This window comes from Salinimicrobium sp. 3283s, assembly GCF_039602225.1.
GTDB classification, from domain to species: Bacteria; Bacteroidota; Bacteroidia; order Flavobacteriales; family Flavobacteriaceae; genus Salinimicrobium; species Salinimicrobium profundisediminis.
On sequence record NZ_CP143631.1, the window covers coordinates 1,450,078 to 1,465,733 of the forward strand.

The following is a 15,656-nucleotide window of genomic DNA, read 5'->3' on the forward strand; positions in this document are numbered from 1 at the left end:
AAAATTATTCTTCTGCCTGAAACACCTTGATGTAATCTATGATCATGGAAGATTCTGAAAAATCAGGGTCTATTTCCCCTCCAAAATTTCCTCCCATAGCTACATTCAGGATAAGGAAGAATTCCTGATTAAAGGGAGAATCTGCAGAATTCTCATAGGTGTGGTAGACCTCGTTATCTACAATAAACACAATCCTTTCTGGACTCCATTCGACAGAATAAAGATGGAAATCACTGCTCACACCTTCTACTGTTGTGCTACCACCATCGGCATTTCCACCAGAACGACCGGGGTAATGAAGGGTTCCATGAATAGTATTCTGGTCATTCCCCACATGTTCCATGATATCGATCTCTCCACTGTCTGGCCAGCCAACTTCATTAAAATTCGATCCCAACATCCATATTGCAGGCCAGGTGCCAGCGCCTTCGGGCAATTTAGCTCTGGCTTCTACACGGCCATATTTAAATTCGAAATTATCTTTTGTGGTGATCCTGGAAGAAGTGTAATTGAACCCATTGGATGCTTCTGCTTTGGCTGTGATAACCAGGTTTCCATCGACCACTTCGGCATTCTCAGTGGTATAATATTGTTTTTCCTGATTTCCCCAGCCATTTTCTCCATTTCCTGTTTCAAAATTCCAAATGCTGGTATCCAAAGATCCCGACTCAAAATCCTGTTCCCAAACGAGTTTGGTATATTCAGTTTCGAAATCTTCCGGCTCCTGAGCTCCTTCTTCTTCAGAAGTAAGTACAAACCACCAGTCAAATTCACCATTACCATCTGTAGATCTAAGAACCAATTCATTGGCCGCAGAGCGATCGAATATTTCATAGGTATGATCTCCCCCTATGTAGTAGCCAATAAATCCGGTTCCGGTTAGATTAATGGTTTCCACACCCCCTGGGGCTGAGATAGACCAGTTTTCAGTATAATCTGTAAATGGAATATTCATTACATCTGCTCCATCCACAGTACAACCATCCTCTTCACTACATGTAGCTCCTAATTGGTCCACCAGGTTTATTCTTCCGAACACAGTTCCGGTTGGATCTGGTGTTGGATCATCATTTGTTGCATCAACAATGTGGGTGAAAGTCCCATCTTCATTAAAAATATAACGATCATCATACATCCCTGTTCCGGCTTTATCATTTGGTCCTGCACCGTAATGCTCAGCGATAACTTCACCTCCTACAGGCCCTAATCCAAAATGCTTTGGTGCCGATGCTTTAATGCGCCATTCTTTTCCCACTAGTTTTTGAATTAATTCGGCCGGTGGCTCATAGGTTACGAGTACTTCTACATCCACAGGGGTTGAAGTGGCAGTACCACTGGGACCATAAGCTACAACAGTAACAGTGTGAACATTAGTTCCAATTTTGGAAAATTGGTGGGTGTAAGTACCATTTGATGCAGTTCCTGAACTTCCATTTTCAAATATGTACTTGTAAGTCATGGCTCCATCTGCAGATGCGTTAAACACTACTTCCCCAGAACCATCTCCATAAGGCATATCTGTGCTTTGTCCCACAACCTCTGTAGAAACACTAAGGTTTTTTGGGCTTGTGAGCTCTCCGAATTCGAAATCTTCTTCAGCACAACCCACTGCAAGAACAGAGAGAAGAAGGATGAAGAATATGTTCTTTATTTTTAAATTATTTTTCATGTTTCTTCTGTTTAATTATGAAAGTATAAATTGGTTACATACACATTAGCTGTTCCAGTAGGTGTAGCTGAAAAGATGAGCTGTGAAATATGTTCGCGTGTGGTGAGATTTGTGAAATCTGACAATGGAATATCCACGCTCACCCATTGGTTTTGTGCGGGGTTTTCTATAACCACTTCATGTTCGGTATTATCACCGCCCTGTTCATATACTCCGTTTGAACCAAAATCTACCAGCTTAACTTTAAAACTGGTCGCATTTTCGGTATAAAATTCCACATGCATGTGGTTCATATTGGTAATATCCAATTGATTGGTCACCGTTTCAATTCCAACAAAGTTTAAATTCCTATAATGTTTAGATAACTTACCCTCAAAAGTAACTTCCTCGTAATTTGCATTAGACCAGTCTGTTCTCCAGGTATCGACCACAACATCATCTGCAACATCACTGAAAATGGATATATAGGAGGTTTCTCCGGTTTGTAGCTTTTGTATGTCATCCAGATAGAATGTTCCTGCTGAATTTCCGGGACCGTCTATAAAAATAGTCATGGTAGCATATTCCCCTGTAGGAACAAAGGCTTCCCCTACTCCTTGTGATCCATCGATGTAGCTTTTCACGGCATCTGTACTAAAATTGAAGCTGAGTTCCTCCCAACCGGCACCTCCATGGTTAGCCACCACTTCTGTCTGCCGTTCTCCATTAACACCACCTTCGAACTTTAAAAGAACAGGAAGAGCAACATCTGACCACAATTTTATCGTGATCGTTTTGTTATCCCCACTAAAATCTACCTGCTCTTCAAGATTAAAGGAAGCACCTTCCCAGGCATTCCCGGCATTTGTAAGTGCTCCAACCATGGTAGTAGAAGTATTGGCTCCAGATTTATCCGGGTTTGTAACCACCTCAAAGGAAGCACCCCCAAAAACTGCAGGGCTGTAGTTTATAGCACTACTATCAAAAGTAACAGGTAGTTTTAATGGTTCGAGGTTTGTTAACCTGATGTCATCAAAGTAGAAGGAAGTACCTTCTCCTGTATTTCCGAAGTCATAGAACACGATGACCCTGTCATAATCCACAGAAGGATCAAAGGCTGCATAGCTACTCAAATCAAAAGTCATCTCTTCCCATTCCCCGGTTGTGGTTGTATTGGAGATCACTTCAACAAATACAGTAGGATTTCCATTTGCATCGGGCTCAGATCCTGAATCTTCAATTTTAAATAGTACAGGAACTCCTGCTTTAGGGGACCAGGCTTTCATTTTAACTGCAGTACCTTCAGCAAAATTGAGAGGTTCATCAAGAGATAAGGAAATTCCTGCCCAGGTCTCTGCTCCGGCTGATTTTATAAGCTCCACTACTTTAGAACTGGTGTTGATGCCGTCCATATCGGGATTGGAAATTACTTCTCCACTTGCACCTCCAAATCCTGCCCAGGTATAATCCAGTTTTTCAGATTCAAAATCTACTGGAAGGAACAAAGGATCTGTTATTGTAACTTCCTGTGTAGCCTCAATGGTCGCTTCACCGCCACTTAAAGCAACAACCCGAACATTATAGGTGCCAACTGTTTCATAAGTATGGCTTACAGTTTCTCCAACCATAAGAGGAGTGGCCTCTTCATCTACAACATCTCCAAAGTACACGTTGTACATTGCAGCATAATCTGCTGTGGCACTAACAGAAATAGTGTAACTATCCTGAGGATCTCTATTTATGTTAACCTCCAGATTCTCGGGTGCCCGGAAAGAAACGGTTAATGGCTGAGTACCTTCAGCCGATTCTCCTGCAATATTTGTTCCTGTGATAATGATGTTGTAATTCCCTTCAGCATAGGTATGGGTTACACTTTCCCCCACACTAATTTCTTCTGAAGGTGTAGAACCGTCACCAAAATCAACTGTGAATAAATTTGCGCCTTCACCGGTTGGAATAATGGTTACCATACCAGTGTTATCTTGTGTGATCTTGAACGTTGCTCCCAAATTTGACGGGGCTGCCAGTCCTTCAAGATCAACTCCCAAACTATCGTCGTCTTTGTCACAGCTTATAACGGCCGCGCTAACAAAAACAGCTAAGATGATTCTAAATATATTTTTCATATTATTCATTTGTTATTGAATGACTTACTGATAAGCAGGATCTTGCTCCAATTGAGTATTTGTTAAGTCCTGTAATGGAATAGGAAGTTTATCATGTTTTCCTTCTACATAACCTTTGAATTCCAAATATTGAGCAGCGAGGCCGGCTCTTTGAAGATCAAACCATCTATGTCCTTCTCCTGCTAGTTCAAGCCTTCTTTCCCTAAGAATATTCTCGAAAGTAGCGGGTACAGATTCTTCCCCAACTCTATTCCTTACGGCATCCAGTAAAGCCTGTGCACGGTTAGTATCTCCTCCACCTCTTACCAAAGCTTCAGCTTCGAGTAAATAAGTGTCTGCCAATCTTATATCATAAAAATTCTGAGACCAATTAAGTTCAAAGTTTCCTCCCCCTGTAGAACGATCTTCCTGTTCACCAGCGAATTTCTTAAGGAAATATCCGGTGTCCTGATAACTTTCCTCGTAAGAAATAATTCCGGCCTGTTCAAGGCTGTCGAGATTACTAATGGTGTACTTATATCTATTGTCATAGCTGCCATCATTGTATATAAAGGCATCCACAAGCTTTTCTGTAGGAATATTAAACCCCCATCCCGCAATAAAGTCGGGCGCACCCTTACCTTGTTGCAGAATATTATATCCCCGGGGTGCCGACATTTGGTTTAGCAGGTTACCTTCTGTACAACCAATACAATCCCAATCTCCCCAGTTTGAAGCTGAAGTATGGATCACTTCAAAAATTGACTCCTCATTGAACTGATTCTCATTTTCAAAAAGATCTCCAAAATTTTCAAGCAACTTATACCCGTACTGATTAGTCCCTCCGGGAGTTCCATTTACATCACTTAACTGCTGGGCAGCTTCTCCAAATTTTTCCAGGTGCAGATATACCTTTCCTAAAAGGGCCTTACCGGCACCCTGTGTAGCCCTACCGGCTTCGGTTGCTGCATCAATTTGTGTTGGTAGGTTAGGAATTGCTTCAGTTAGATCCTGTTCTATTTGAGCAAAGACCTCTGCACGATCCACCTGCATTGCATTACCTAACTCACTGGCCGCTACAGGCTCAGTAAACAAAGGAATACGTTCAAACAATCTTATCAAATCAAAGTAATAGTAAGCTCTAAGAAATTTCATCTCGGCCTCAAACCGGCTTCTCAACTGCTCATCCATTTCAGTATTTGGTAATTTTGAGAGAAGAACATTCGTCCGGTATATTCCCGAATAACTTCTTCTCCATAATTCTTCCTGTGGCCCTGTAGCAGGATCTAGGGTATAATTGGACCAGGCTTGGATGGCCGGAACATCCTGTGAGTTTCCACCCCCGGCATAAAAGTCATCGGAAGCTGCGTTGAGTGCAAATTCTTTTGCAACATAATTCTGACCAACCCAACCTATGGGATCATAAGCTGCAACTAAACCATTATAAGCTTCCTCTGCATTACGGTAATAATTTGATTCCAAGCTTTGCCCTCGTGGCTCTACTTCTAAGAAATCATCGCTACAGGCAGTCAAAGTAACCGTTGAAACAACGACTGCTATATATTTTATTATTTTTTTCATTGTAGTATTTTTTATAAATATTTCAAATTAAAACCCAATTGAAGCTCCAAGCATAAAGGATCTTGCCTGTGGATAAATACCTCTGTCAATACTCAACACACCCCCTCCAATCTCTGGGTCGAAACCTGTATATTTAGTAAAGGTTAACAGGTTCTCACTCATTACATACACCCTAACTTTTTCAAACCCTACAGTAGAAAGAAGAGAATCGGGTAAATTATACCCTATTTGGGCATTTTTGATCCTGAAATAATCTCCGTCTTCAAGATAAAAATCTGATGGATTACTGTAGTTGTTGTTAGGATCATCATTTGTCATGCGTGGATGAGAATTGGAAGTACCAGGTCCGGTCCATCTTTCCATAGCTTTCGCAGGATAATTTGCATTTGCGATATCTAAACGGCGAAGCCCCTGAAATATCTGGTTCCCAGCAACACCCTGGCCAAAAATTGTAAAATCAAAATCCTTATAGTAACCACTAACGGTAATTCCATAGGACCAGTCTGGAGTTGGATCACCAATAAACACACGATCTTCTTCCCCTATAGCTCCACTTCCGTCACTATCCTGCCACTTAAAATCTCCTGGTACAGCATTGGGTTGTATAAGATCTCCGTTGGCATTGGTATAATTGTTTATTTCTTCCTGGGTTTGAAAAACCCCAAGAGTTTTAAAACCATAAAATGAATTTACTGCCTGCCCAACCGCAGTCCTGGTGATAGGAAAAGTACTGGACTGGAAAGCAACTCCTCCATCAAGGTATTCCTGCCCCTCACCCAAATATGTTACCTCATTATGTAGATAAGATCCGTTGGCATTTACTGAAAATCCAAAGTCATCTTTATTCATGGAATAGCCGAAATTTATTTCTACCCCGGTGTTTTCCATATCTCCCACGTTTCTAGCCGGATTACCTATTACCCCTGCGAATGCAGGTATCCTTGGGTACAGCAAAATATCTGTAGTTTCTTTCTTGTACCAATCTACTTCAAGAGAAAATCCGTTAAGGAAACGGGATTCAAAACCGATATTTAACTGACTAGTTTCTTCCCACTTTAGATCGGGATTGGCCGGTGCATCTGGGCTGTACCCTACATCATAACTTCCAAGCTGATCGCCAAATGCATAATTTCTACCTGAACTAATGGTTGACAGGTAAGCAAGATCTCCTACATTGTCATTTCCCACAATTCCAAAACTTCCTCTCAATTTAAAAAATCCAACAGGATTTTCACCTCCCCAAAAATCTTCTCTGGAAACAACCCATCCTATAGACCCAGATGGGAATATACCGTATTTATTATTTGCTCCAAATCTCGAAGAACCGTCTCTCCGAACTATCCCACTGAAAAGGTACTTCTCAGCATAATTGTAGTTGAGTCTTGCAAAAAGAGAAGAAACTTTATGAGGCACATTTTCATAACCGTTTGAAACGACATCATTCTCAGGTACATCAAAATTTAATGATGCGTCGTCAAAATTGTCTACCGGAATGCCAAATTTAGTTACACTTAAACCTTCAGCCTCATTTTCTTTATAGGCTCCCTGACCTAATAGTATTGTGAAATTATGTTGTTCAATTTCATCTGAATAAGATACAGTGTTCTCCAGGTTATAATCGAGTTTGTTATTGCTGCCCCTGGAGTAAGAAGTTTTTGCGGTACTAAAAGATGCATTTAGATAATTAATTGGGGTGAAAGATTCATCGCCCCAGTATGAAAGTTTGACTCCTAGATTTGAACGAAAAACTAAACCTTCAATGGGCTCTGCTTCTAAAAAAGCATTTCCTACAAAGTTATCACTATAACCAAAGTTGCCCAACCGAGTTTGAATATATGCGAGTGGATTTATTATCTCCTGAGCTACCTGTTGAGAAATACCATAAGGATTTCCATTTGCATCTCTAAGAAAAGGCAGATCCTGGTTGTAAGGAAATTGTGATAACCTTTCGGGGTCGGTCACTACAACAGGTGTAAGAGGATCTAAATTTATAGCAGAACTTAAAGGGCCTCCATATTCACTGTTCGTATTTCCTATCCCTACACTTTTATTTCTTGAATATCCAAAATTCTCTCCAAAAGTTAACCAGGGAGTAATATCATGCGTAGAGTTTAATCGAAGATTCGTACGCTCATAACTGGAAATATCGGTGGCTACGATCCCTTCCTCTTCCAAATAACCAAAGGAAAAATAAAAGGTGGATGTTTCATTTCCTCCGCTAATGCTGAGTTCATGATTTTGGCGAAAAGCCGAATCATTAAAAATAACATCCTGCCAGTCGGTTCCCTGTCCCAGGGCACTAAGATCGTTAAAAACAACACCTTCTCCATCATTGACGCTGGCTTCGTTCCGTAAAGCTGCATATTGGGTAGCATTGGTCATGTCTATACGTTCGGCCGGTTCAGAAACCCCTAAATATGTGTTATAGTTAACCCGAATTCTACCCTCCTTACCAGATTTTGTAGTGATGAGAATAACTCCACTGGCTGCCCTTGCCCCATAAATAGCCTGAGATGCAGCATCTTTTAAAACCTCTATAGATGCAATATCTGATTGATTTAAATATCCTATTCCACCATCATCGACAACCACACCGTCAACTATCCATAGCGGATTGTTGTTATTAAGGGTAGTTATTCCCCGCACACGAATGGTAGCTCCTGAGCCAGGTTGCCCACTGGCCGCAGCTACTGTTAATCCTGAAGTACGACCCTGCAAAGCCTCACCTACGGTATTTATAGGCATCGATTCGAGATCTGAAGCGTTCACGCTAGAAATTGCGCCGGTGACTACACTCCTCTTTTGAGTACCATAACCTACTACCACAACTTCATCCAGAGACGCAGTATCTGGTGCAAGAGTGATTGCAAGGTCTTGTTGGTCATCTACTATAGTTTCAATAGTCTCATATCCTATATAAGAGAATACAAGAACGTCACCCGGCACTGCTTCTATTGCAAACTTGCCATCAAAATCGGTAAGTGTTCCGGTTGTTGTGCCTTTAATAATGACATTGGCACCCGGTAAAGGAATACCATCACCATCTACTACAGTACCAGTTATTTGCTTCGTTTGAGCTAAAGCTGTACTCATGACGAATAAAAATAACATCATTAAATAGTTCTTAATTTTCATTGACTTTTTGATTTAGTTATTAGTCCAAAAATTTTAAGTAACCATCCAATTTGTAAAAGTGTCATTCATAACCGAAATCGTTTGCGATTTACTATAATACAAATCACTACGGTCGGTAATTAAGGAAAAGACAAAATACCGGATGATTGCTGTTAAAATTGTGTTACTAATTTATTAAGTAAAAGAGAAGATGGCGTAAACCCCGCCTTTACAAAAAACCTACAACCGTAAAAAGAGTTGTGTATAGATGGGTAAACACCCCCAATAATCAAAGATTATCCCGGTAAAGCCTAAAAAATATAAGGGATACAAAAGAACAGAAAATTAAGTTTTAATTTAAAATGTAGAGGTGTTGTAGAGGTGAATCATAGTCATGTAAAGGCTACAAATTCATTATATAGTCTGTTAAATTAGCCTCCCGCGGCAAATTCATCTTCTTCCTCAAACGATATCGCTTAATTTCTACACTCTTTACTGAAATATTAACCAGAGGTGCAATCTCTTTAGAAGAAAGATTTAATCGCAAATAAGCACAAAGTCGAAGATCATTGGAAGTTAGCTCGGGGTGTTTGCTTTTAATCTTATCAAAAAAATCTTTATCTGCATTTTTAAAAGCTTCCTTGAACATCTTCCAGTTATCTTCTTCCCTCAATTCCCGATCAATTGTTCTTATCACTTTTTTCACTTGTGGATTGTCGGCTTCCTTAAGATCGGCTTTTAAAGTGGAAAGAAGTTCGTTCTTCTTTATAATAGACATAGTAGAAGCTGCCAGCTGACTATTCTTTTCCTGCATGTCCTTCTCTAAATGCTCTTTTTGAAGCCTAATGATCTCCTGTTCTGCCTCAAGGTTCTTCAACTTAAGGTTTCTCTCCCTTTCCTCTATGATCTTTTTATGTCGCCGATTATAAGTGTAATGAATCATTACCAGCCCAAGTATAAATAGTAACAGGTAAACCACAACAGCTAAATTGCTGTAATACCAGGGTTTTGCAATAGTGAATTTATAACTCAGCGTTTGAGTCTCCCGGTCATTTATTCTGCCTTTTACTTCAAAGGTATAGCTTCCTGCCGGCAGATTTTCAAAACTGGCCATACCGGTTTGGTCCCACTGCGACCATGCAGAAGAGTAATTGAGAAGGCGATAACTATACTCGGCTCTGGATAAGCTCTGGTACGCCGGAATGCTATAGACAAATCGAATATTATTTACCTCGCTCTTCAATTCCAGTTTATTATCCTCCAACTGCTGGTATGTGAAATTCTCTCTTTTGGAAGACGTGCTAACCGCATTGAGCATGAGCTCTCCCGATGGTATATTATTAACAGGCAGGGAAAATTCTATGTAACCTCCGTTAGATCCCACCAGGTAGCGATTTTTACCTATCAATGAAATATTTTCAAACCCCTTGGTAATAATCCTGTTTTCTAATGGCAGGGGAACTTTTTGGGCAACAAGTTTTTGTTCAAAGGGATCCCTGTTTACGTAATACAGGTTGTCTTCTCCAAAAGTCCACCAGCTACCGTCGTCCAGTACCCGGGAAGCTCCACTTATTCTGTTGGTTGTACTACTAATTCTATTAAGATCGTTTTCTGCAGTAAATTCATTCAAATCGTTTTTGTACTTGTAAACCGAATCTTCTGTAGAAAAGTAAATTTGGTTTTCAAACCTGAAAATTTGAGGTCCGAGACCTGATTTTCCCGAAATCCCAAAATTTACCATAGCCTCAACTTCCGAATAAGCCTTATTGAGTTTCACACGAAAGATACCTCTGTGAAAATGGCTCATCCACAAGGTTGAGTCGTTCTCTATTATCATGTGCTGTACAGAAAGGTCAAAGTCATCTAAATAATCAGCTTCTTCATTTAGAGCATTATCTTCAAAGTAACTTAAGCCGTTGTAGTGCCCCTGAATAATTCCTGCGCCAATTTCTCCCATGGTCCAGGTTCCAAGCCCGTCCCATATGTGTATTGCCCTTGTTCCTTCAATTCTGAAAGTTCCCCGGTCATGGCCGGCATAAAGCTGACTATTCAGATAATTTAAGCTCCATACCTGCCCTGTAGTACCCGGGATTAGCTGATATGCTTCATTAGAGTTAGCATTTTTATAGTACAGCCCCTGATTGGTTCCCAGGTACATGATACCATCACCTTCCACGCTGCAATAGACAGTGCCGATCTTTCCAAAAGTATCCACGAAAATCCGGAAAGGGCTCTGTTTATTAATTACTGCAATCCCGTTATCCAATCCGCCCCAAACATTGCCTTCTTCATCCTCCATAACAGCCAGCATGGTATTATTAAGAAGAGAAGGTTGAGACAAGTGATATTCCAACTTTCCTTCAAGATTGAGAATGTACAGTCCATCGCCAATACTACCCAAAGCTAAAGAGCCATCCTGGAGGTAGAGCGCTGAAAAGAAACTTTCGGAAATGGGATAACCTTCTACCGGAAATGCTTCCCAGGAATTATCAGAAATAGTAAATAGACCATCATCACGCGTTACTGCAAGAATTTTGTCGCCAGCGTATGGAAACAGTGCAATAATGGGTTTGTTCCTGATGGTTTCATTGTCTACCAAATTCCTACCAACTCCATCTTCAACAACAAAAAGACCTTTTTCGGCAACCTGGTAATATATTTTATCCTGCACCTTAAACAGGTTCGAAATATTATCTTCGGTAACTATGCTCATTACCTTTCCAGTTTCCTTGTTGAAGCTGTACAGGCGTTGATGGCTTTGAAAAATCACATGACTCCCAACTTCTTTTATATCCCAAAACTGTTCACCATCAATCAATTCCCCGCCAACAGCGTCTTTAAGAGAGTAGTACTTAAGCCTTCCATTTTCCTGTTGTTGCCAGTACCCAAACTCCATGTAAGACCCGGTATAAATGTGGCTAGACGAGGCCAGCACCGAGCGCACAGCTGTTTCTCCGGGAACTTTATATAAGTTCCAGTGCTCTCCGTCAAACTGAAGCAAACCGGCATTATTGGCTACATATATCTTTTTATCTTGCCCCTGGGAGATCATCCAGTTTTGGTTCCCGCCACCATATTCTCCTGGCGAATAATTGGTGACAGGTGGTAATTCCTGCCCCTTTACTATCAGGCTCAAAAAAAGGAGGATAAGGAGATATAAATTAGTTTTCACAAGAAGTCGCGGGTTCATTCAAACAAATATAACCTCATTTTGAGTCTAAGGAAATTTTTAGAGAGCATTTTGTAAAGCTCTACATCGCCCTCTACAGTTTTAGTCGGGAAGGGGTTGTTATGTCTCTTCCACAGATTAATTAAGTTCTTACTGTTCCTGTACATCAACTTTTCCTATAGAAAAAGTGAGTTTTAAAAAATGTGTGGTGAATTTGTCATTTTTGAGACCTGAAGGTTAAGAATTCTTTTTGTAAAAGCCTCTCCATCTGTTATAAAGGGGTTAAATATCAACAGAATGGGCAGATTTTTTTCGAAATTGAAGCTTTAGGTGAACTACTGCCCTTATTTTAAAACAGAATTCGTAAACCCATAATTTTCATGATCCATAAAATGGCATCTCCTCATCTCTTTTTGAGATTGCTTTGCATGTATACTTTCCTTTTGGTTTTTTGTTCATTTTCTGTTCTTGCACAGGAACAAAAACCCGACACCGCGGCTGTAAGCCGGGTTTTTTATATATTATCTAACACAGGGCCCGGTGCAAAAATGGCAACGCTACCACTATTTGAAAATGTGGTAAAGGCCTCTCAAAAGGATGTTTCGGCGTCAATTCTTCTTCCCGGAAATATCACCCCGTCACATGGATTCCCAAAAGCAGAGCAAAAAAGACAGGAGACCAAAGAATTTCTTCGGAAGAACCTCCTGGAACCGCTCGATAATTTCAACGGAAATATCATTTTTACACCGGGAATAAATGAGTGGGCACCAGGGTCACCACAAAGCCTTGATGACCTGGAAAGTTTCTTGCAGGACAATAGCAACGGGAAGTTTCTGCCCAATGATGGTTGCCCAGTAGAAGACATAGAAATTAATGATGAAGTAGCCTTAATAACCGTAGATTCACAATGGTACCTGCAAGACTGGGACCGCAGTAGTGATTACAATGTAGAGTGTGACATACGCACTAAAGAACGGTTCTTCACAGAGGTAAAAGATGCCTTAAAAGACAATTTTGAAAAGGTAAAGATCGTCGCAGTCCATCATCCCGTACTCACCGCCTCAACACCCGGTGCTTTCAACAGGATTTTCCCTTTTTCCCGGCAGGATTTTCAAAATCCGCTTTACCGTGAATTCAGGAAAAGGCTGGAAACCCTTGCCAGCCAATTTGACGATGTCATTTTTGTTTCGGGAAACGATGCCAACCTTCAGTATTTGCACAACGGCAGGAATCCGCAAATCATTAGTGCCACTGCTGCCACTACAGCACCTGCAAAAACTACCGGAGATGCTCTTTTTACTTCAGAAGAACCCGGATACGCCAAACTCACAGTATTCAAAAATGGCAGTTCTAGAATAGATTTTTTCAGCGTGAAACCTTCAGGGGAAGAATTGCTTTTCAGTAAAAAAATTCCGCAGGAAAGAAATACAAAGATAGAATTGGAAGGAGCAGCGTGGAAAAACCTGGGAGACACGCATTCGGCTTCCATTTATACTTCCGAAGAAACCCAAAAAAGCAGCTTTTACAGGTTCCTTTGGGGAGATCGTTACCGCAATGTTTACAACACCAAAATTGAAGTTCCGGTCTTGCTGCTGGACACTGTATACGGCGGACTCACCCCAATAAAAGAAGGTGGCGGGCAGCAGTCACGCTCTATCAGGTTTATCAATGAAAATGATCATGAATACACCTTACGGGCGCTTAGAAAAAGTGCGTTCCGTTATATACAGGCAGATTTGGCGCCCACCACTTTTATTGGCGACCGGGTAGATAATACCTATCCGTATCGCCTGGTTCTCGATTATTTTACCACTTCGCAACCTTACGCAAAATTTGCGCTCGATAATTTTGCTGAAGCTCTTGACCTGCCGCACATAAAACCCCAAATCTATTACGTGCCACGCCAACCTGCTCTGGACATTCACAATGATGAGTACGGCAATGAGCTTTACGAGCTACAGGCACATGCGGGCAGTGAGAACAAATCTTTTGCGCAATTTGAGAAGCCACAGGATATTTTAAGCAGCTTTGATCTCCTGGAAGAACTTCGGGAAGACCCGCAGGCCAGCGTTGATGAAAACGAGTACCTCAAGGCCAGGCTTTTTGATATGTTGATTGGCGATTGGGACCGCCACCAGGACAACTGGCGCTGGGCCGAATATGAAGATGAAACCGGAAAAATTTACACGCCCATTCCACGGGACCGGGACCAGGCTTTTTCGAAATACGACGGGCCACTCATTAGGCTGATAAAACTGGCGGAACCAAGGCTTAGAAAAATGCAGACCTATGATGAAGATATTGACAGTATTAAATGGTTCAACTGGTCTGGCTACCCCTTAGATCTCCAGATACTTTACCAAACTAACTGGGAAAAATGGGAAGAGCAGGTTAGGCTGATTCAAAATGCTATAACCGATGAAGAAATTAAAAATGCTTTTGCTGAATTACCTGTGGAAGCACAAGACCAAACTATTGAAGAAATTAAACATAACCTGAAGGGTCGCAGGGAAAACCTGATGCGCATTGCCCGCGACTATTACGAGCACATCCAGGAGTTTAAGATCATTACAGGTACAGACGAAGATGAAGCCTTTGAGATTATAAGGAAAAGCAATGGCGAGACAGAAATTATCCAGAAGAGCGAAGGTGAAGAGATCTTTAGACACACCTATACTTCAGGCGAAACTGAAGACATCTGGATCTACGGAATGGCGGGTGACGACAGCTTTACCACTTCAGGAACTGGAGATGACCTCATAAACATCAAGGTGCTGGGTGGCCCGGGCAAAGACACTTTCAACTTTCAGAATAAGAAAAAAATAAAGCTCTACGACTTTAAAAGTTCCAAAAATGACATTTTACAACCCGGCTCCCGAAAGCTTCTGGTCGATTCTTACAAGATCAACAACTTCAACTATAAAAAATTTAAGTACAGCATTTTTAAAGCTGTACCCTATGTGAATTTTGAATCTGATGCAGGATTTACCCTCGGCGCCAAAACCATCTGGACAAAATATGGGCTGGTAAATAATCCTTTTCAGGCCCGGCACGAACTCCTCGCCAACTACTATTTTGCTAGCAATGGCTTTGCCGTAAGCTATAATGGTGAGTTTGCGCACCTGTTTTACAACTGGAATTTTGGTCTTACCGCCCGTTATACCAGCCCCAACTACGAAATGAATTATTTTGGCTCCGGGAGTGAGACTTTCTACGATAAAGATGAAGTTGACAGGGACTACAACCGGCTGAAGATCCAAAAATGGCATTTTTCACCTGCACTTATTTGGCGTAATAACACAGGCAGCGTATTTGACGTGAGAACCATACTCGAATCTTACAAAGTAGAATATGAAGCTTCGTCTTACCTCGGAGAAATATTAGCTCCCAAAAATGGCATTTTTGACCAGCAATTTTACGCAGGTGCCGAAGCTAATTACAGGTTCTACAGCAAAAACACCAGGGCCTTCCCAAGTATGGGATCCGATTTACGTCTTACTACTGGCTATAAAAGAAGCATAGATGAGGCGAAAAATGAGTTTAGTTATGTGAAACCTTCGGTTTCCTTTAATTATCCCATAAGTGCAAATGGTTATATGGTATTTGCCACAAAACTGGGAGGCCAGGTGAATTTCGGGGAAGATTACGAGATCTATCATGCTGCCACAATAGGTGGTAATCATAGTCTGCGTGGATATCGCAATCACCGTTTTAATGGAAAAGAGGCTTTTTATCACAGTACCGATGTGCGATCTGCTTTGGGCGTATGGGAAAATAAATTTATTCCCTTTGTTTATGGAGTGACGGCAGGCTTTGATTATGGAAGGGTGTGGATTACAGGAGAAGATTCCCAACAATGGCATAGCAACTACGGAGGCTCTGTGTGGATAAGTGCCGGCCTTGCGGTGACTGGAAATATTGGACTTTACCACGGTGGCGACGGCAATCGCTTGAGCGTGATGCTCAACTTTAAATATTAGCCCCAGTAGCCGGTATCATAATTATCTTTTTGTTAACTGCGGCTTATAAATTTCCTTAT

At 41.2% G+C, this 15,656-nt stretch carries 6 protein-coding genes; 1 reads left to right on the forward strand and 5 read right to left on the reverse strand.

Annotation, left to right across the window (positions count from 1 at the left end; genetic code table 11):
• Window positions 1-4 precede the first annotated feature (4 nt).
• From VS868_RS06495 to VS868_RS06515, 5 genes are all read right to left on the reverse strand, one after another.
• Window positions 5-1,669: a family 16 glycosylhydrolase gene (locus VS868_RS06495; RefSeq protein WP_345599590.1), complete on the reverse strand. Its 1,665-nt coding sequence runs from the start codon at window positions 1,667-1,669 to the stop codon at window positions 5-7.
• 11 nt (window positions 1,670-1,680) lie between these two features.
• The gene (locus VS868_RS06500; RefSeq protein ID WP_345599591.1) at window positions 1,681-3,774 is read right to left on the reverse strand and encodes a hypothetical protein; all 2,094 of its coding nucleotides are present in this window, start codon (window positions 3,772-3,774) and stop codon (window positions 1,681-1,683) included.
• Between the two features lie 24 nt (window positions 3,775-3,798).
• A complete protein-coding gene (locus tag VS868_RS06505; RefSeq protein WP_345599592.1) occupies window positions 3,799-5,334 on the reverse strand; it encodes a RagB/SusD family nutrient uptake outer membrane protein in 1,536 nt (511 codons plus the stop codon).
• A 27-nt stretch (window positions 5,335-5,361) separates the two neighbouring features.
• Entirely contained in the window at window positions 5,362-8,469 is a 3,108-nt protein-coding gene (locus VS868_RS06510; protein WP_345599593.1) for a TonB-dependent receptor, read from the reverse strand.
• Window positions 8,470-8,851: 382 nt separating this feature from the next.
• Window positions 8,852-11,584, reverse strand: a complete 2,733-nt coding sequence (locus VS868_RS06515) for a triple tyrosine motif-containing protein (protein WP_345599596.1) — start codon at window positions 11,582-11,584, stop codon at window positions 8,852-8,854.
• A 461-nt stretch (window positions 11,585-12,045) separates the two neighbouring features.
• On the opposite strand from VS868_RS06515, the gene VS868_RS06520 reads away from it, so the two are divergent.
• On the forward strand, window positions 12,046-15,597 hold the full coding sequence (locus tag VS868_RS06520; RefSeq protein ID WP_345599597.1) for a ShlB/FhaC/HecB family hemolysin secretion/activation protein: 3,552 nt from the start codon (window positions 12,046-12,048) through the stop codon (window positions 15,595-15,597).
• The last annotated feature ends 59 nt before the right edge of the window (window positions 15,598-15,656 follow it).

What these genes read in the sequence shown, in the direction of transcription:
- VS868_RS06495 (WP_345599590.1), bottom strand. Translation starts at nt 1,669, where the DNA reads ATGAAAAATAATTTAAAAATAAAGAACATATTCTTCATCCTTCTTCTC.
- VS868_RS06500 (WP_345599591.1), bottom strand. Translation starts at nt 3,774, where the DNA reads ATGAAAAATATATTTAGAATCATCTTAGCTGTTTTTGTTAGCGCGGCC.
- VS868_RS06505 (WP_345599592.1), bottom strand. Translation starts at nt 5,334, where the DNA reads ATGAAAAAAATAATAAAATATATAGCAGTCGTTGTTTCAACGGTTACT.
- VS868_RS06510 (WP_345599593.1), bottom strand. Translation starts at nt 8,469, where the DNA reads ATGAAAATTAAGAACTATTTAATGATGTTATTTTTATTCGTCATGAGT.
- VS868_RS06520 (WP_345599597.1), top strand. Translation starts at nt 12,046, where the DNA reads ATGTATACTTTCCTTTTGGTTTTTTGTTCATTTTCTGTTCTTGCACAG.